A 17,429-nucleotide genomic window follows, 5' to 3' on the forward strand; every position below is an offset into this window, starting at 1 on the left:
CACATGTTCCCGGGATCTTTGGACATGTTGTACCACCGGAACTCCGGACATGTCCCGCCATCGGCCTCGGAGCCGGGCCCGCTCAGGGCTGGACGGGCTTGGGAGCGGCGAGCACGATCCACACCTGGCCCCTGCTGAAGGTCATCGGCTCGCCGCCGGCGGTGGTGAACTTCGTCCCCGCCTTCTCCGACGGGCGCGACCACTTGGCCTGGTAGGCCCGCCCGTCGCGCAGGACGACGGCCTTGCCCGTGCCGGTGGTCTGGATCAGCGGGGTGTAGCTGCCGGTGAAGTCGTGGAACTCCGAGCGGGTGGTCTTGGCGTACTGGACCACGATGGTGGGGGCGCCGAGCTGGCCGCCCTCGGCCGCCATGTCCTTGGCGCCGTCCTGGGCGATGAGCCAGCGCTTCTGGTCGGCGGACCAGGTGAAGCTGAAACGGGCCGCCGGATATTTTACGTTAAAAGTCTTTTTAACCGTCCCACCTGCGGGAGCGTCCCCGAAGGTGAAACCGATGTCCTTGGCCTTGCTCGCCCTGGACGCCCCGCCCAGCAGTTTGCGGGTGTCGGCGAACAGGTTGTAGGGGGCGACCCGGCCCGGCTGGCGGAAATAGGCGCTCGGCCGCGCGCTGTCGGACACGTCGTACAGCGGCGCCTCCCTGACCAGCGGGACCATCTTGGACTGCACGCCCGAGTACGCCAGGGCGGGCCGGCCGAACATCGGCAGCAGGTGCAGGTCGGAGATGCGGGCGCTGCGCACCGGGCCCACCTTCTCGGGGATCTTGGAGGAGAAGACCGCCATCAGGCGGGTCAGCCCGCCCTCGACCTGCTCGACGAACACCAGGTCGGCGCTGCGCAGCCCGAGCTGCGGCTTGCCCGACGAGGTGTTCTCGATCTTCACGGCGAGCACCGGCTTGCGGCTCGCCACCGGCTGCCCGGTGAAGGGATGCTCGGGCGGCGCCGAGGGGGTCGCGGCGGCCGTGACGACCGGGTCCACCCCCTGGGCCGCCGGCGCGGCCCCGCCGGAGGACGAGCACGCCACGGCGGGCGCCAGAACGGCGGCTCCGGCAACGGCGATGCCAATGACCCGTTTTACCCGCACAGCTCGGCTCCTCCCGATTTATCCTGAAATCGTGATGAGCTTACCGATGGTTGGCCAGCGCTTTCTGCTGGTCCGGCCTAAGTTCCATGGATTCACAGCAACCCGGGAATAAACGCAGGTCAAGATCCCGCACCCGCGCGAGCATCCTCGTCCGGGCGCCCGGCCCACCGCCGGAGACCTCCCCGGAACCGCAGGAATCGGGCCGAACCACCCCTCAGGACTGCTGGGCGAAGGACGCGGGCTCGTCGTCGTCGATCTCGAAGTACGACGGCACCTCGGTGTGCCCCGCGAGCCGCAGCGTGCGGGCCAGCCAGCGGCGCTGGGCCTGCCGGGTCACCCCCACCGCGTTGTTGTAGAAGCGCCGCGAGTAGATGACCTTCGTCACCGCCGTGTCCAGCTCGGCCACCAGGTCGGGCCCCGCCGGGGTCTCGGCCAGGCGTTCGCGGAACCGCTCCTGGTCCATCACCGCGCGAAGGGCCCGCGACAGGTCGCTCTCGGCGTGCTCGCGCTCCTCGGGTCCCGCCGTGCGGGCCTCGTGGGTGGCCGCGGCCAGCAGCAGGCTGGTGGCCGGGTCCAGCGCGCGGGAGGCGGCCAGCTCCATGCACACCGCCGCCCGGCGGACCAGCGCCGCGTCCAGCGCGGCCCGCGCGGTCTCCAGGCGGATGTGCAGGCGGTCCAGCCGCCCCGCCCGCCAGGAGATGTAGACGGCGGCCAGCACGACCAGCACGCCCACCACCAGGATGACCGTGGTCGCCGTCACCGGGCCTCTCCCCCGGTGGCGCGCGCGCCCTCGGGCACCCGGGTCGCCTGCTCCTCCTCCACGCCGCCGGCCGCGACCGCCGTCACCGTCTCGTACACCCGCACGACGTCACGCGCCACCGTCGACCAGTCGTACTTGCGGACGGCCAGGCGCGCCTCGGCCGACAGCGTGGCCCTGCGCGCGGGGTCGTCGATGAGGGCGGCGGCCTCACGGGCGAGCGAGGCCGCGTCGCCCGTCACGAACAGCGCGCCCGCCTTGCCCTCGCCCAGCACCTTGTTGAACGCCGGGATGTCGCTGGCCAGCACCGGGGCGCCGGCGGCCATCGCCTCGGCGAGCACGATGCCGAAGCTCTCCCCGTGGGTGTTCGGGGCGCAGAACACGTCCACGGAGTGGTAGGCGCGGGCCTTGTCCTGCTCGCTGACCATGCCGAGGATGCCGACGCGGTCGCGCAGGGCGGCGGGGACCTTGGCGAGCACGTCGCCCGCGTCGCCGGGCCCGGCGATGAGCAGCCGCAGGCCGGGCCGGTCGGGGGCGATGCGCGTGAACGCGTCCAGCAGGATCGGCAGGCCCTTGCGCGGCTCGTCCATGCGCCCGAGGAACCCGATCACGCCCCCGTCGGGACCCCAGCCGGGCAGCGGCTCGGCGTCGGCGTACCGGCCGACCGTGACGCCGTTGGGGATCAGGACCGCGTCGCCGCCCATGTGCTCCACCAGCGTCTTGCGCGCCGCGTCGGACACGGCGATGCGGCCGGAGATCTTCTCCAGCGCGGTGTGCAGCACCGGCGCCGACACCGACATGGCACGCGAGCGCTGGAAGGAGGCGTGGAAGGTCGCCACGATCGGGCCCCTGGCCGCCCAGCAGGCCAGCAGGCCGACCGAGGGCACAGCCGGCTCGTGCACGTGCAGGACGTCGAACCGGCCCTCCCGCAGCCACTTGCGCACGCGGTTGGCCGACAGGAACCCGAACGCCAGCCGCGCCACCGAGCCGTTGAACGGCACCGGGACCGCGCGGCCGGCCGAGGTCACGTAGAAGGGCAGGGGCGCGTCGTCGGCGGCCGGGGCGATCACCGACACGTGGTGGCCGTCGGCGATGAGCGCCTCGGCCAGGTCGCGGACGTGCGCCATCACCCCGCCGGGGACGTCCCAGGTGTAGGGGCAGACCATACCGACCCTCATGGCGCCCTCACCGTGGCTCCAGGTCGTCCAGCCACAGGCGCTGCAGCATGTGCCAGTCCTCGGGGTGCTCGGCGATGCCCTCCTGGAAGACGCGCGCCATGCTCTGGGTCATGACGGCGGCCTTCTCCTTGCGGGTGCCCTCGGCGGGGACGGGGATCTCCTCGTGGATGCGCACCCCCCAGCCGTCGCCCTCGAACCACAAGGTCGCGGGGTGCAGCGCCGCGCCGGTCTGGATGGCGAGCATCGCGGGGCCGGCGACCATGCGCGTGCGGCCGTCGAAGAAGTCGACCTCGATGCCCGACTCGGTCAGGTCGCGCTCGGCGGGCAGGCAGATCGGGTGGCCGGCGCGCAGCCGCTGGGCCAGGGTGCCGAAGGCGTGGGCCGTGCCGCCCCCCTTGGCGGTGAGCGGCAGCACCTCCATGCCGAGGCTCTGGCGGAACGCGACGAAGCGGTCGTACAGCGACTCGGGCTTGAGCCGCTCCATGACGGTGGTGAACGGGTATCCCCGGTGGATCATCCAGGCGCCGGCCAGGTCCCAGTTGCCCATGTGCGGCAGGGCCAGCACGATGCCCCTGCCGCTGTCGACGGTGGAGAAGATCCTGTCGCCGTCGATGTCGTGCGTGCCGGTGAGGATGCGCTCCTTGCCGATCACCGGCAGGCGCAGCGCCTCCATCCAGTAGCGGAAGTACGAGCGCATGCCCGCCCGGCTGAGGTCGCGGATCGAGGGGTCGGTGACGTCCTTGCCCGTCACGCGGGCGAGATTGGACTCCAGGCGGCGCACGAGCTTGCCGTGCCGCCACCACAGCAGGTCGGCGATGCGTCGGAAGGCCCACACGGCCACCGGCTCGGGAATTCTGGGCACGAGCACCCAGCCGAGGTGGAAAGCCCAGGCAACGAGCCGATCAATCAACGCGAGGTTCACCCCCTGAGATCGATGAGAGGACCTGTCCCGACAAACCAGGTCACATGTTTATGTTGGCACCGTCTGCCGGTAAACGTGGACGATCCGCTGCCCGGCGGTGAAGGCGCTCGCGGCGGCCAGCAGCCACAGCCCCACCGCCAGGATGTACGGCACGCCGAGCCCGCCGAGGCCGGCCGCGACGAGCACCACCAGCAGCCGCTCCGACCGCTCGGCCAGCCCGACGTCGCACGTGAGCCCGAGCCCCTCGGCCCGCGCCTTGGCGTAGGACACCACGGCCCCGGCGACCAGGCAGAACAGCGCCACGGCGGCCAGGACCGTCTCGCCGGTCGACATGAACCACAAGATCAGCCCGGAGAAGATCGCCGCGTCGCCGACGCGGTCGAGGGTGGAGTCCAGGAACGCCCCCCACGTGCTGCCGCCGCCGAGCATCCTGGCCAGGACGCCGTCGAGCAGGTCCGACAGCACGAAAACGGTGATCACCACCGAGCCCAGGAACAACTGCCCGCGCGGGTAGAACACGAGCGCCCCAGCGGCGACGCCGAGCGTGCCGAGGACGGTGATGACGTTCGGGCTGATCCCCCGGCGGGCCAGCGCGCGGCCCAGCGGGGTGAGCACACGGGTGACGGCGGGACGCAGGAGCTTCAACATCGCGCTCCGATCGTAGGCCACGCGGACCCCCTGCTTCGAACGGACTCCCCAAGGCGCGCCACCAGGCACGGGCCGGGTGCGACCAAGGACCGAACGGGGAAGGAAGAGGACGAGAGGGGAACGGACCACGAACGGCCGGACAAGTCCCGGCGTCATTTCGCAAGCACTTTTGCCAGTTCCCTCTTGTGATCCGCGCCACAGAGGTAAATGGTGAATGCACCGCGCTCTCTCGGGCGGCGGGCGCGGCGGCGGACGATGTGGCCGCGTGCGGCGGCCGCATCCCACGGCGAAACGCGGGAGGCGACGTGCCGGACAGAACGACGGGCGGACCATCAGGAGCCGCGGGCAGGGCACCCTCGGCCGACCGGCCGGATGCGGTGCGCAATGTCGCGCTGGTCGGCCATTCCGGATCGGGGAAGACCACGCTGGTGGAGGCCCTGCTGGCCACCACGGGCACCATCCAGCGCACGGGCCGGGTGGAGGACGGCACCACCGTCAGCGACTTCGACGAGGTCGAGGTGCGCCAGCAGCGCTCGGTCAACCTCTCCGTCGCGCCGGTGACCTTCAACGGCATCAAGATCAACCTGATCGACACCCCGGGCTACGCCGACTTCGTCGGCGACCTGCGCGCGGGCCTGCGCGCCTCCGACGCGGCCCTGTTCGTGGTCTCGGCCGCGGAGGGCGTGGACGGGCTGACGCGCATGCTGTGGGACGAGTGCGCCTCGGTCGGCATGCCCAGGGCCGTGGTGATCACCAAGATCGACCACCAGCGGGCCGACTTCGACGACGTGGTGGCCACCTGCCAGGACGTCTTCGGCGACGGAGTGGCCCCGCTGTACCTGCCGGTCGTGACCAACGGCCACGTCAACGGCCTGATCGGGCTGCTCTCGCAGAAGTTCTTCAACTACGCCACCGGCACCCGCACCGAGAACGCCCCCGGCGCGGGCTACCAGGACCAGATCGAGGCCTACCGGGGCACGCTCATCGAGGGGATCATCCAGGAGAGCGAGGACGAGTCCCTCATGGACCGGTACCTCTCCGGCGAGGACATCGACACCAAGGTGCTGATCGACGACCTGGAGAAGGCCGTGGCCCGGGGCGGCTTCTACCCGGTGCTCGCCACCTGCTCGACCCCCGGGAACGGCCCGGTCGTCGGCATGCGGGAGCTGCTGGAGGTGATCACCGCCGGCTTCCCCTCCCCCATGGAGCACCCGCTCCCGGAGATCACCTCGATCACCGGCCGGCCGGTGCCCGCCCTCACCTGCGACCCCGAGGGACCGCTGGTCGCCGAGATCGTCAAGACCACCAGCGACCCGTACGTCGGGCGCATCAGCCTGGTCCGGGTCTTCTCCGGCACGCTCCGCCCCGACATGGTGGTGCACGTCTCGGGCCACGGCCTGGCCGAGCGCGGCCACGAGGACCATGACCTGGACGAGCGCGTCGGCGCCCTGTCCTCGCCCCTCGGCAAGCTCCAGCGCACCACCACCAAGTGCGTGGCCGGCGACATCTGCGCGGTGGCCAAGCTCAGCCGGGCCGAGACGGGCGACACCCTGTCCGACAAGGACGAGCCGCTGCTGGTGACCTCCTGGACGATGCCCGAGCCGCTGCTGCCGGTCGCCATCCGGGCCAGGTCCAAGGCCGACGAGGACAAGCTGTCGCAGGCGCTCGGGCGCCTGGTCGCCGAGGACCCGACGCTGCGCCTGGAGAACAACCCCGAGACCCGCCAGCTCGTGCTGTGGTGCATGGGCGAGGCCCACGCCGACGTGCTCCTCGACCACCTGGCCAAGCGGCACGGCGTCGAGGTCGAGCGGGTGGACCTGCGGGTGCCGCTGCGCGAGACCTTCGGTGGCAAGGCCCAGGGGATGGGACGCAACGTCAAGCAGACCGGCGGGCACGGGCAGTACGCCGTGTGCCACGTCGAGATCGAGCCGCTGGAGTCGGGCGGCGGCTTCCAGTTCGTCGACAAGATCGTCGGCGGCGTGGTGCCCCGCCAGTTCATCCCCTCGGTGGAGAAGGGCGTGCGGGCCCAGATGGAGCGGGGCGTGCTCGCCGGCTACCCCGTCGTGGACATCCGGGTGACCCTGTACGACGGCAAGGCGCACTCGGTCGACTCCTCCGACATGGCGTTCCAGATCGCCGGGCAGCTCGCGCTGAAGGAGGCGGCGGCCAAGGTGCCCGCGTTGCTGCTCGAACCGGTGGACGAGGTCTCGGTGCTCGTCGAGGACGAGCACGTCGGGGCGGTGATGTCGGACCTGTCGTCGCGGCGCGGGCGGGTCCTCGGCACCGAGCCGGTGGGCCTCGGCCGCACCCTGGTGCGGGCCGAGGTGCCCGAGCTGGAGATCACGCGGTACTCCATCGACCTGCGGTCCATGTCGCACGGCACCGGCACCTTCCAGCGGGGCTTCCTGCGGTACGAGCCCCTGCCGGCCCACCTGGCCGACAAGCTCAGGGCGGCCTCGGAGTAGGCGCGGGACGGGCGGCCGGGCGCGTCCGGGGTAAGGCGATTGTCACCCCCGGGAGCGGCCCGGTCCGCCCGGCCCGGCGCCGCGGGGCCGCCGGGGCCGAGGACTCCCAGGTGCCCCCGCGAAAAGCCCGCCCCCGCCGGGGCGGAGATCGTCCCCCCGCGCGGTCCCTGGTCTCCCTCCAGCCCCAGAGGTCACGTTCGCATCACGATACGATTTCTTTTATCAGGCCTTAGCACTTCATTGCCGATGCCAGACTGCTGTCCCATGCGAAACGGACATCGGCCCCTGATCGCCGCGACCACCGTCGCGGCGCTCACCACCGGCGTCGCCTACCTTTTCGGACCGGGCGCCCCACCGGCGGACAGCGAGACCAAGCGCGCGGCCCCCGCCGCCGCGCGGCCCGCCGCCGACGGGGCCTGCAAGGTGAGCGCGGCCTACCCCAAACGGCAGTTGCGGGGTGTGTGGATCGCCACCGTGCACAACGTGGACTGGCCGTCCAAGACGGGGCTCGACCCGGCCCGCCAGCAGGCAGAGTACGTCCGGATCCTCGACAACGCGGTCAAGCGCAACTTCAACGCGGTCTTCGTCCAGGTACGTCCCGCCTCCGACGCGATCTACAAGTCGGCCTACGAGCCCTGGTCGCAGTGGCTGACCGGCACCGCGGGCAAGGACCCCGGCTGGGAGCCGCTGCCCTTCCTGATCGCCGAGGCCCACAAGCGCGGCCTGGAGTTCCACGCGTGGTTCAACCCCTACCGCGCCGCCGACAAGGACAACGTCGCCAAGCTCCCGGCGAACCACCCCGCGCGCCTGCACCCCGCCTGGGTCGTCAAGCACGAGGGCCGGCTCTACTACAACCCCGGGCTGCCGGAGGTGCGCGCCCACACCGTGCAGGTCATCCAGGACGTGGTGACCCGCTACGACGTCGACGGCGTCCACTTCGACGACTACTTCTACCCCTACCCGGGCAACGGGACCACGTTCGCCGACGCCGCCGCCTTTACAAAGTACGGCAAGGGGAAGTCGCTCGCCGCCTGGCGGCGCGACAACGTGAACAAGCTCGTCGCCGAGGTCGGGCAGGCCGTCCACGCCGCCAAGCCGTACGTCAAGTTCGGGATCAGCCCGTTCGGCATCTGGCGCAACAAGTCCAACGACCCGACCGGGTCGGACACCAAGGGCCTGTCGTCCTACGACGCGATCTACTCCGACGCCCGCGCGTGGATCAAGGCCGGCTCGGTGGACTACATCATGCCGCAGCTCTACTGGCCGCGCGGGTTCGCCGCCGCCGACTACGCCAAGCTGGTGCCGTGGTGGGCCGCCGAGGTCAGGGGCACCGGGGTCCACCTGTACATCGGCCAGGCGCTCTACCGGGTCGGCGCCACCGACGTCGCCGCCTGGACCAAGGCCGGCGAGCTGCCCGCCCACCTGACCCTCAACCGCAAGTACCCCGAGGTGCAGGGGGACGTCTACTTCAGCGCGGCCCAGATGGCCAAGAACCCCCTCGGCGTGCTGGACAGGATCGCCAAGGACCACTACTCCCGGCCCGCGCTGCCGCCGCTGATGAAGGCGCGCGGCGGCGGCCCCCCTGCCGCGCCGGCGGCGGTGCGGAACTCCGGCGGGACGCTGGCGTGGCGGTCCTCCCCCGGCGCGAGCGCCTACGCGGTGTACCGGGTGGCGGGCGCAGGACCGGACGCCTGCTCGACCGCCGACGCCCGCAACCTGCTGGCCGTCGTCCCCGCGACCGGCGCGGCGCAGCAGGCGTACGCGGCCTCGGCCGGCGGCGCCTACCTGGTGAGCGCCCTGGACCGGCTCGGCAACGAGAGCGCGCCGGTCACGGCCACCTTGCCCTGATCCGCCCGGTCACGCCCACTCTGCCCTGATCCGCCCCTCCGAGGCCGCGACCGGCCCGATGCGGCCTGATCCGGCCCGCACGCGCGGGCCGGAACCCGGGCGGAGCACTGTGGATCTTGGCTAAAGTGCGTGGTGGACGCGGGAACTCGCGGCCGGCCCCCGGCGGCGGGTACGCTCCGGGCGGCGCCAGGGGCGGTTCGCCGGCCCGGCCGCCGCGGCTCCCGTGCGGTGCCGAGGTTCCACCGGCGGACGGTCAGGGAGGTCAGTGGTGAGGCGGGCGCTGGGCGCGTTGGCCGTGATCGTGCTGGGGCTGGTCCTGGCCCCCGCCGCCGCGTGGGCGGACGACCGCGGACGGGTGGCCCTGATCGGCGTGCCCGGGCTCCACTGGCACGACGTGAACGCCGCCGACACCCCCAACCTGTGGCGGCTGGCGGGGCAGAGCGCGCTCGGCTCGATGTCGGTGCGCTCGGTCGGCCGGATCACCTGCCCCTACGACGGGTGGCTGACCGTCTCCGCGGGGGTCCGGTCCTCGGTCGGCTCGCGCTGCGGCCCCCCGCCCTCGGTGGAACGCCAGGGCGCCGGGGCGGTCGTGCCCGGCTTCGACTGGCTGTGGACCGAGCGCGAGGTCCCGTACGCGGGCACGCTCGGCGCCGCCGCGCACGCCGCCGGCCGGTGCACCTCGGCGGTCGGCCCCGGCGCGGCGCTCGCGCTCGCCGACCGGGCCGGGCGCGTGGACCGCTACGCCGCCTCGCCCGGCGAGGTCACCGACTGGTCCGGGTGCGACGTGACCGCCGTGGACGTCGACGACCTGATCACCCCCTACTTCGACGGCGAGCTGCTGACGGAGGTGCCCGAGAAGCTCTCCGCCGCCGACCGCAGGGCCGCGCTCAGGGCCGCCGACGCCAAGGCCGGCACCGTGCTCGGCCACCTGCCGCCCGGCACCACGGTCCTGCTCGCCGGGCTGGCCGACCACGGCTCGGAACCGCACCTGCGGGTCGCGATGTGGCGCGCGGACGGCGCCCAGGGCCGGTTCGCGGGCGCGATGTCGACCCACCGCGACGACATGGTCATCCTGCCCGACGTCACGGCCACGATGCTCAAGGCCGCCGGGGTCGCCGTGCCCGCGACCGTCATCGGGTCCCCGTGGACCGCCGGCCGCGCGACCGGCCTCGACGACGGCGCGGCGGCGCTCCGGCGGGCCGACGTCGCCGGGCAGACCATCCGCCAGGTGGGCGGGGTGTTCTTCACCACCCTGGCCGCGCTGCAGGTGCTCTTCTACCTGGCCGCGTTCCTGCTGCTGCGCCGCCGCCGCGGCCTCGGCGCGGTACGGGTGGCCGCGCTGGCGCTGGCCTCGCTGCCGGTGTCGACCTATCTGGTCAACCTCACCCCGTGGGACCGGGCCGCCGTGCCGGCCCTCGCGCTGCTGGCCGGGATCGTGGCCTGCGCGGCGGCGCTGACCGGGCTGGCCCTGGCCGCCCCGTCCGCGTGGGCGCGCGTCCGGGGCCGCGAGCGCGCCGGCGACGTGCTCGGGCCGCCCTCGGTCGTGGCGGCCGTCACCGCCGCCGTCCTGGTCGCCGACCTGCTGACCGGGACCACGCTGCAGCTCGACAGCGTCATGGGCTACACCGGCGTCGTCGGCGCCCGCTACTACGGCCTGGGGAACATCCCCTTCGCGCTGCTGGCCACGGCCGTGCTGCTGGTGACGACGGCGGTCGCCGACGGGCTGGTGCGTACGGGCCACCGCCGGGCGGCCGTCACCCTGGTGGCCGGGCTGGGCGGCTTCGCGATGCTCCTCGACGGCTGGCCCGGGGTCGGCAGCGACTTCGGCGGGGTGATCGCGTTCGTGCCGGGCATCGCGGTGACGGCCCTGCTGGTGGCGGGCAGGCGGGTCTCGATACTCAAGCTCGGGGCGTTCTGCGCGGCGGGCGGGGTGCTCGTCATGGGCATCGCCTACCTCGACCACCTGCGCCCCCCGGCCTCGCAGACCCACCTCGGGCGGTTCGCCGGCCAGGTGGCCGACGGGACGTTCCTGCCGGTCATCCTGCGCAAGCTCGGCGCCATGCTCAGCACGCTGCTGTCGCCGAACCTCATGCCGATCGTGATCGCGGCGTTCGCGTTCCTGATCTTCGCGCTGTTCCGCCCGGGGGCCGCCAGCGCCGGGGTGCTGCCGGTGGCGTTCGAACGGGCGCCGATGCTGCGCGCCGGGCTCATCGGGGCCCTGGTCAGCGGGGTGGTCGGCATGCTGGTCAACGACTCGGGCGCGGCCGTGCTGTCCATGGCGCTCGCGCTGGCCGTGCCGCTGGTGCTGTCGGCGGGGATCCGCGCCCTCGCCGACCCCGCGCCGCCGGAGCAGCCCGCCCCCGTGCTGCGCCCCCTGGGCGCGCAGGGCGGGGCGTAGCCCCCGGCGGCGGGCGGGGGCTCGGTAAGGGCCCCGGCGCCGGTCAGGAGTGGGCGGGCCAGGAGTCGGCGAGGATGTCCCGGGTGTCCTGCAGGAGCTGCGGGAGCACCTTGGTGTGGCCCACCACCGGCATGAAGTTGGTGTCGCCGCCCCAGCGGGGCACGACGTGCTGGTGCAGGTGGCCGGCGATCCCGGCGCCGGCGACGTGGCCGAGGTTCATGCCGACGTTGAAGCCCTGCGCCCCGCTGGCCTTGCGCAGCGAGGACATCGCGCGCTTGGTGAAGTCGGCCAGCTCCCCGGTCTCCCCCTCGTCCAGGTCCACGTAGTCGGCCACGTGGCGGTACGGGCAGACCATCATGTGGCCGGAGTTGTAGGGGTAGAGGTTGAGCACGGCGAACACGTAGGACCCCCGCGCGACGACCAGGCCGTCATGGTCGCTCATCGTGGGGATCTCGCAGAAGGGGCAGCCGTCGCCGGGCCCCGTCCCGGTCGGCTTGTTCTCCCCTTTGATGTAGGCCATGCGGTGCGGGGTCCACAGACGCTCGAAGTTGTCGGGCTCTCCCGCACCGGGCTGCGCATTCGGCTCCTGCATGCCTTGCAGCATAGGACGCCGGGACCGGGCCGCACCTGCCGGGCGCGTCCTAACAGGCGTCCTGACGGGTCGGGACGAGCCAGAGTGTTTCCGCCGAATGCCCCACGGGTCGCCTACCGGACCGGTAAGACAGGAAAGTGCCGTCCGGACACCGCCCCCGCTCCCGACACCGGCATCGGGGCCGAACCCGAGGAGCTTCGATGACCGACACCTCCACCGAGGAGCCGACCCCGGCGAGCGACCACCCCGGCCAGGACCAGTACGCGGAGTCCCCGAGGGCGTTCCCGGACGAGGGGTCCGCCGATCCGTTCGGCGAGCCCCTCGCCCCCGAGCCGGGCGGCGCGTCGGCCGGCCTCGGCCGCGCGGCCGCCGACCCCGGCTTCTCTACCGGCGTACGGGGGCGCATCAAGGTCGCCGACGAGGTCGTGGAGAAGGTCGCCGCGCTCGCCGCGCTGGAGATCACCGGCGTCGCCGACCTGGGCGGCGACTTCGAGCGGGCGCTGGAGTCCGTCCGCGACCGCATCGGCGTGGGGTCCAAGCGCGCGGGCCAGGGCGTCAGCGCGCGCATCGACGACGAGCAGGCCACCGTCGCCGTCGACGTCACCATCGTCATCGAGTACGGCCACATCGTCATGGAGGTGGCCGGCGACGTGAAGGCCAACGTGGCGCGCACGGTCAGCCACATGCTCGGGATGCGGGTCGTCGAGGTCAACGTGACCGTGGACGACGTCAGGATCGCCGGGGACGACCGGTCCGCCGAGGCGGGCGGCGAGCACGCCGCGTAACGCGGGACCGCCCCCACGGCGGTGGATCCTCACGCGGGCAGGTCCTCACGCGGGCGCAGGTCCTCGCACGGGCAGGTCCTGACGCGGGCGCAGGTCCTCGCACGGGCAGGTCCTGACGCGGGCGCAGGTCCTCGCACGCGGCCCCGGCCGGCCGCCGGTCTGGCGGCCCGCCGGGTGCGCGGGAGCGGAGGTCAGACCTGGACGCGGCGCTCGACGGCGTCGAGGATCTCGGCGACCGCCTCGTCCACCGGGACGCCGTTCTTCTGCTCGCCGTTGCGGTAGCGGAAGGACACCGCGCCACCGGCCATGTCCTCGTCGCCGGCCAGCAGCATGAAGGGCACCTTGGACTTCTGCGCGTTGCGGATCTTCTTCTGCATGCGGTCGGAGGACGCGTCGACCTCCACGCGGACGCCCTTGGCGCGCAGCCGCTCGGCCACCTCCCCGAGGTAGCCGGCGTGCGCCTCGGCGATCGGGATGCCGATCACCTGGACGGGCGCCAGCCACGGGGGGAACGCGCCGGCGTAGTGCTCGACCAGGACGCCGAAGAACCGCTCGATCGTCCCGAACAGGGCGCGGTGGATCATGACCGGCCGCTGGCGCGACCCGTCGGCCCCCTGGAACTCCAGCTCGAAGCGCTCGGGGAGGTTCAGGTCGACCTGGATGGTGGAGAGCTGCCAGGAGCGGCCGATGGCGTCCCTGGCCTGCACCGAGATCTTCGGCCCGTAGAAGGCCGCGCCGCCCTCGTCCAGGACCAGCTCCAGGCTCTCGGCCCCGGCCGCGGCGCGCAGCGCCTCGGTGGCCTCCTCCCAGACCTCGTCGGTGCCGATGGACTTCTCCGGGTCGCGGGTGGACAGCTCCAGGTAGAACTCGTCCAGGCCGTAGTCGCGCAGCAGGCCGAGCACGAACCGCAGCAGGCTCTTCAGCTCGTCCTGCATCTGCTCGCGGGTGCAGTAGATGTGCGCGTCGTCCTGCGTCATGCCGCGCACGCGGGTGAGGCCGTGCACGACCCCGGACTTCTCGTAGCGGTACACGGCGCCGAACTCGAACAGGCGCAGCGGCAGCTCGCGGTAGGACCGCCCGCGCGCCCTGAAGATCAGGTTGTGCATCGGGCAGTTCATCGGCTTGAGGTAGTAGCGCGCGCCCTCCAGCTCCATGGGCGGGAACATGCCGTCGGCGTACCAGTCGAGGTGGCCGGAGACCTGGTAGAGGTGCTCCTTGGTGATGTGCGGGGTGTTGACGAAGGAGTAGCCGGCCTCCTCGTGGCGGCGCCGGGAGTAGTCCTCCATGATGCGGCGGGTCACCCCGCCCTTGGGGTGGAAGACCGCCAGGCCCGAGCCGAGCTCGGGCGGGAAGGAGAACAGGTCGAGCTCGGCGCCCAGCTTGCGGTGGTCGCGCTTCTCGGCCTCCTCCAGCATGCGCAGGTACTCGTCCTGCCGGTCGCGGGACTCCCACGCGGTGCCGTAGATGCGCTGGAGCTGGGGGTTCTTCTCGCTGCCCCGCCAGTAGGCGCCGCCGGAGCGCATCAGCTTGAACGCCGGGATCACCCGCGTGGTCGGCAGGTGCGGGCCGCGGCACAGGTCCTTCCAGCACGGCTCGCCGGACTTGGGGTCGAGGTTGTCGTAGATGGTGAGCTGGTCCCCGCCCACCTCGACGTTCTCCTCGTCGGCGGCGCCGCCCTTGAGCCCGATCAGCTCCAGCTTGTACGGCTCGGCGGCCAGCTCCTCGCGGGCGGCCTCGTCGGAGACGGCGCGCCTGGCGAAGGTCTGCCCCTGCTTGACGATCTCGCGCATGCGCTTCTCGACGCGCTTGAGGTCGTCGGGGGTGAAGGGGTGCTCGACGTCGAAGTCGTAGTAGAAGCCGTTCTCCACCGGCGGGCCGATGCCGAGCCTGGCGCCGGGGAAGAGCTCCTGGACGGCCTGGGCCATCACGTGGGCGGTGGAGTGGCGCAGGATGGACCGGCCGGTCTCGCTGCCGATCTCGACGGGCTCGACCACGTCGCCGTCGGCGACCTCGGTGGCGAGGTCGCGCGGCTCGCCGTTGACCAGCGCGGCGATCACCGTGCGGCCGTCGGCCTCCAGCGCCTCACCGGCCGTCGTGCCGCCCGCCACCACACGCTCGGCTCCGGCGAGGGTGATGCGTATTTCGAGGGCGGCAGACACGGTTTCTCCTGGAATGTCGTAGGTCGACGTCACATTTATGGTGCCCGATGCTACCGGGAACCGCTCCCGGTTATCGCCGCCGTCTAGGCCCTGCGGTCGCGCGGCAGCGCCTGCAACCCGAGGGCGGTGAGCTGTGCCCGGGTGCCCCGGAAGACGTTGCGGTCGACCGGGCCGTGGGCGTACTGGTGGATGGCCCACCGGTCCCACGGCGGCGGAACGGCCGGATGCCCCTTGGGGTGGCTCGGCGCGGCGATCCACAAAGGATAGTCCTCAAGGCCGTGGCAGTACCCCTTCTTGGCGAACGACAGGAAGGTGTAGACCAGCGGGCGCACGCCGGTGACGCGGGTCACCACGTGGCACCAGCGCCGGGCGAACGCGGCGACCTCGCGGGGCGGCAGGTGCCCGGAGTGCTCCAGGTCCAGCGCGATCAGGTCGCCCCGCCGCAGGCCGCCCGCCGCGTCGACCACGTCGAGGAAGTGGCGCACCTGGTCGTCGGGGTCCCCCTTGGGGTGCCCGAAGTGGTAGGCCCCGCAGACCAGCCAGTTCTCCCGCATCCCCATCCAGTTGCGGGCGAACCACTTGTCGGTGAACCCCGTCCCCTCGGTGGCCTTGGCGAAGCCGAAGTCGACGCCCCGCCCGGCGTACCCCGGCCAGTCGACGGACCCCTGCCAGTTGGACACATCCACCCCGTGCAACATGACGCCTTCCCACACTCCCCCGTGACCTCGCCCCGGGGATTGTAGTCATCCATCACCGTCCGCAACCGCCCGGACACGCCCGAGAAGGGCGGCGGAAACCGGGCCCATGATCGGGTGGCCGGGCCGCCGGTAGGGTTGCGGGATGGAGCCCGACGGAGTGAGCAGGCTGCTGGACGAGGCCGGCGTGGACGCCAGGAGGTTACGCGCGGCGCTGACACTGCTGTGCGACGGGGCCTGGTGGACCCTGGCCGACCTGGTCCGTGAGACGGCGACCTCGCGGCGCGGCGTCGAGGCGCTGCTGCGGGAGGCCGGGCCTGAGCGGTCCGGCGACCGGTTCCGTCTCACGCCCGAGCGGGCCGGCGCCCTGCGCGACCTCCTCGACGACCCCGGGGACCTGCCCGCCGACCCGGTCGCGCATCTGCTGCCGCGGCACGCCGGGGTGGTCGCGGCCATGGAGAAGCTGGTCGCGGGGGGGCCGAGCGGGCGGTACGCGCTCGACCACGTCGCCGCGACGCCCGAGACGGTGGTGCGCAGGGCGCTGCTGCTCGGCGCCCGGTTCTGGCTGCCCGGCTCGCGGCTGCTGTGCGTGGGCGACCACGACCTGACCTCGCTCGCGGTGGCGATGATCCATCCCGGCGTCCAGGTCACCGTGGCCGACATCGACGAGCGCGTCCTGGCCTACATCGACGGCCAGGCCGAGCGCCTGGGCCTTTCCGTGCGCACCCGCTGGGCCGACCTGCGGCTCGGCCTGCCGCCTTCGGCCCGCGACCAGGCCGATCTGGCGATCACCGACCCGCCCTACACCCCCGAGGGCGTCGGCCTGTTCGTGGCCAGGGCCGTGGAGGGGCTGCGCGACCCCGAGCGGGGACGGGTGCTGCTGGCGTACGGGGCGAGCGAACGCACCCCCATGCTCGCCCTCAAGGTGCAGAGCACCCTGCACGACCTGAACCTCGCCCTTGAAGCCATGTATCCCGACTTCAACCGCTATTTCGGCGCGGAGGCCATCGGTTCGGCCGCCGACCTCTACGTGCTGCGCCCCACCACCAAGACCCGCCCCGCCGTCGCGTCCCGGGCCGACCGGTACGGCACCGCCATCTACACCCAGGGCCCCCAGTCGGTCGAGTCCGCGCCCGCGGGCCCGGCGGCCGGCCTCGGCCCGGGGTTCGAGCCGGAGGTGCTGGTCGGCGACTGGCCGAAGGAGGTGTTCCCCCGGGTGCCGAGGGCGAGGCTGTCCACGTGGCTCGCCAAGCCGTACGCCGCCTCCCCCGCGACGGTGGCGATCGCCGTACCGGCCGGGTCGGAGGCGGCGCTGCCCCGGCTGCTGCTCGCCACCCGCGCCCGCCACGTCCGGGTCCTGCTGTCCGGGCCCGCCTCAGGGACGGCCGCCCTGTACGCGCCGCTCGCCCCTCTGTACGCGTTCACCGCGACGGGCACGGTGCTCGACGCGGTGCGGCTGCCGGTCGCGGACGGGGAGGCCGGCCGCCTGCTGCGCGGCATCCTGGACAACGCGCACGGCAAGCTCGCCAACACCTGGCGGGAGGGCCTGACCCGGGCGCACGGTCACCTGACCAAGAGGGAGGCGCGGGCGGTCGTCGACCGCGTGGCGCCCTGGGCCGGCGAGGTCACCCTCGCCGAGCTTCCCGGCCACCGCCTGCGCGACCTGGCCGAGGCGGTGGCCGCCTCGCTGCGCCTCGCCGCCGAGGACAGGGCCGGCCGGCCGCCGACGGCCGACGGCTCCGACGGCTGACGACCGGCGACCGGCGCCGAGCGGCCGGCGACCGGCGACCGGCGACCGGGTGGCTGACGGCTGACGGCCGACGGCGCGACACGCGCCGGTCGGGGGCCGTGGTCCCCTCCGGCGGGGCCTTCGGCGGTTAGCGTCC

13 protein-coding genes are annotated in these 17,429 nt (G+C 73.0%); 5 read left to right on the forward strand and 8 right to left on the reverse strand.

The window, feature by feature from the left end:
* Positions 1-82: 82 nt before the first annotated feature.
* The 5 genes from NYZ98_RS16960 to pgsA form a co-directional block, all read right to left on the reverse strand.
* Positions 83-1,096, reverse strand: a complete 1,014-nt coding sequence (locus NYZ98_RS16960) for a DUF3048 domain-containing protein (protein WP_262843750.1) — start codon at positions 1,094-1,096, stop codon at positions 83-85.
* 214 nt (positions 1,097-1,310) lie between these two features.
* On the reverse strand, positions 1,311-1,856 hold the full coding sequence (locus tag NYZ98_RS16965) for a LemA family protein (protein ID WP_262843751.1): 546 nt from the start codon (positions 1,854-1,856) through the stop codon (positions 1,311-1,313).
* The gene (locus tag NYZ98_RS16970; RefSeq protein WP_262843752.1) at positions 1,853-3,031 is read right to left on the reverse strand and encodes a glycosyltransferase family 4 protein; all 1,179 of its coding nucleotides are present in this window, start codon (positions 3,029-3,031) and stop codon (positions 1,853-1,855) included. Before NYZ98_RS16970 ends, NYZ98_RS16965 begins: the two co-directional genes overlap by 4 nt.
* Before the next feature lie 7 nt (positions 3,032-3,038).
* Positions 3,039-3,893: a phosphatidylinositol mannoside acyltransferase gene (locus NYZ98_RS16975; RefSeq protein ID WP_380706318.1), complete on the reverse strand. Its 855-nt coding sequence runs from the start codon at positions 3,891-3,893 to the stop codon at positions 3,039-3,041.
* A 108-nt stretch (positions 3,894-4,001) separates the two neighbouring features.
* Positions 4,002-4,601: a phosphatidylinositol phosphate synthase gene (gene pgsA, locus NYZ98_RS16980; protein WP_262843754.1), complete on the reverse strand. Its 600-nt coding sequence runs from the start codon at positions 4,599-4,601 to the stop codon at positions 4,002-4,004.
* Between the two features lie 305 nt (positions 4,602-4,906).
* Here pgsA and NYZ98_RS16985 point away from each other — a divergent pair, with 305 nt between their 5' ends.
* From NYZ98_RS16985 to NYZ98_RS16995, 3 genes are all read left to right on the forward strand, one after another.
* Positions 4,907-7,066 (forward strand): elongation factor G-like protein EF-G2, encoded by a 2,160-nt coding sequence (locus NYZ98_RS16985; RefSeq protein ID WP_262843755.1) that lies wholly within the window; start codon positions 4,907-4,909, stop codon positions 7,064-7,066.
* A 264-nt stretch (positions 7,067-7,330) separates the two neighbouring features.
* Positions 7,331-8,914, forward strand: a complete 1,584-nt coding sequence (locus NYZ98_RS16990; RefSeq protein WP_262843756.1) for a glycoside hydrolase family 10 protein — start codon at positions 7,331-7,333, stop codon at positions 8,912-8,914.
* A gap of 268 nt (positions 8,915-9,182) precedes the next feature.
* A complete protein-coding gene (locus NYZ98_RS16995; RefSeq protein WP_262843757.1) occupies positions 9,183-11,312 on the forward strand; it encodes a hypothetical protein in 2,130 nt (709 codons plus the stop codon).
* A gap of 43 nt (positions 11,313-11,355) precedes the next feature.
* Here the strand turns inward: NYZ98_RS16995 and NYZ98_RS17000 are convergent, their stop codons facing one another.
* Positions 11,356-11,904, reverse strand: a complete 549-nt coding sequence (locus tag NYZ98_RS17000) for an HIT family protein (RefSeq protein ID WP_262843758.1) — start codon at positions 11,902-11,904, stop codon at positions 11,356-11,358.
* 200 nt (positions 11,905-12,104) lie between these two features.
* Between NYZ98_RS17000 and NYZ98_RS17005 the strand changes: the two genes are divergently transcribed.
* A complete protein-coding gene (locus NYZ98_RS17005) occupies positions 12,105-12,689 on the forward strand; it encodes an Asp23/Gls24 family envelope stress response protein (protein WP_262843759.1) in 585 nt (194 codons plus the stop codon).
* 191 nt (positions 12,690-12,880) lie between these two features.
* Here NYZ98_RS17005 and thrS read toward each other — a convergent pair whose 3' ends face one another.
* Both thrS and NYZ98_RS17015 read right to left on the reverse strand, forming a co-directional pair.
* Positions 12,881-14,848 carry a threonine--tRNA ligase gene (gene thrS, locus NYZ98_RS17010; protein ID WP_262843760.1) on the reverse strand — a complete coding sequence of 656 codons (1,968 nt, stop codon included), beginning with the start codon at positions 14,846-14,848 and terminating at the stop codon, positions 12,881-12,883.
* A gap of 83 nt (positions 14,849-14,931) precedes the next feature.
* Positions 14,932-15,546, reverse strand: coding sequence for a glycoside hydrolase family 25 protein (locus NYZ98_RS17015; RefSeq protein WP_262843761.1), 615 nt, complete (start codon positions 15,544-15,546; stop codon positions 14,932-14,934).
* Between the two features lie 142 nt (positions 15,547-15,688).
* Here NYZ98_RS17015 and NYZ98_RS17020 point away from each other — a divergent pair, with 142 nt between their 5' ends.
* Positions 15,689-17,293, forward strand: a complete 1,605-nt coding sequence (locus NYZ98_RS17020; RefSeq protein WP_262843762.1) for a bis-aminopropyl spermidine synthase family protein — start codon at positions 15,689-15,691, stop codon at positions 17,291-17,293.
* Positions 17,294-17,429 lie beyond the last annotated feature (136 nt).

Origin of the sequence: Sphaerisporangium corydalis (assembly GCF_025506355.1) — a bacterium.
Taxonomy (GTDB): Bacteria; Actinomycetota; Actinomycetes; order Streptosporangiales; family Streptosporangiaceae; genus Sphaerisporangium; species Sphaerisporangium corydalis.

Excerpts from the sequence above, each read along its gene's own strand:
- NYZ98_RS17005 (WP_262843759.1), top strand. The coding sequence starts at position 12,105 with ATGACCGACACCTCCACCGAGGAGCCGACCCCGGCGAGCGACCACCCC.
- NYZ98_RS17015 (WP_262843761.1), bottom strand. The coding sequence starts at position 15,546 with ATGTTGCACGGGGTGGATGTGTCCAACTGGCAGGGGTCCGTCGACTGG.
- NYZ98_RS16990 (WP_262843756.1), top strand. The coding sequence starts at position 7,331 with ATGCGAAACGGACATCGGCCCCTGATCGCCGCGACCACCGTCGCGGCG.
- NYZ98_RS16970 (WP_262843752.1), bottom strand. The coding sequence starts at position 3,031 with ATGAGGGTCGGTATGGTCTGCCCCTACACCTGGGACGTCCCCGGCGGG.
- NYZ98_RS17000 (WP_262843758.1), bottom strand. The coding sequence starts at position 11,904 with ATGCAGGAGCCGAATGCGCAGCCCGGTGCGGGAGAGCCCGACAACTTC.
- NYZ98_RS17020 (WP_262843762.1), top strand. The coding sequence starts at position 15,689 with ATGGAGCCCGACGGAGTGAGCAGGCTGCTGGACGAGGCCGGCGTGGAC.
- pgsA (WP_262843754.1), bottom strand. The coding sequence starts at position 4,601 with ATGTTGAAGCTCCTGCGTCCCGCCGTCACCCGTGTGCTCACCCCGCTG.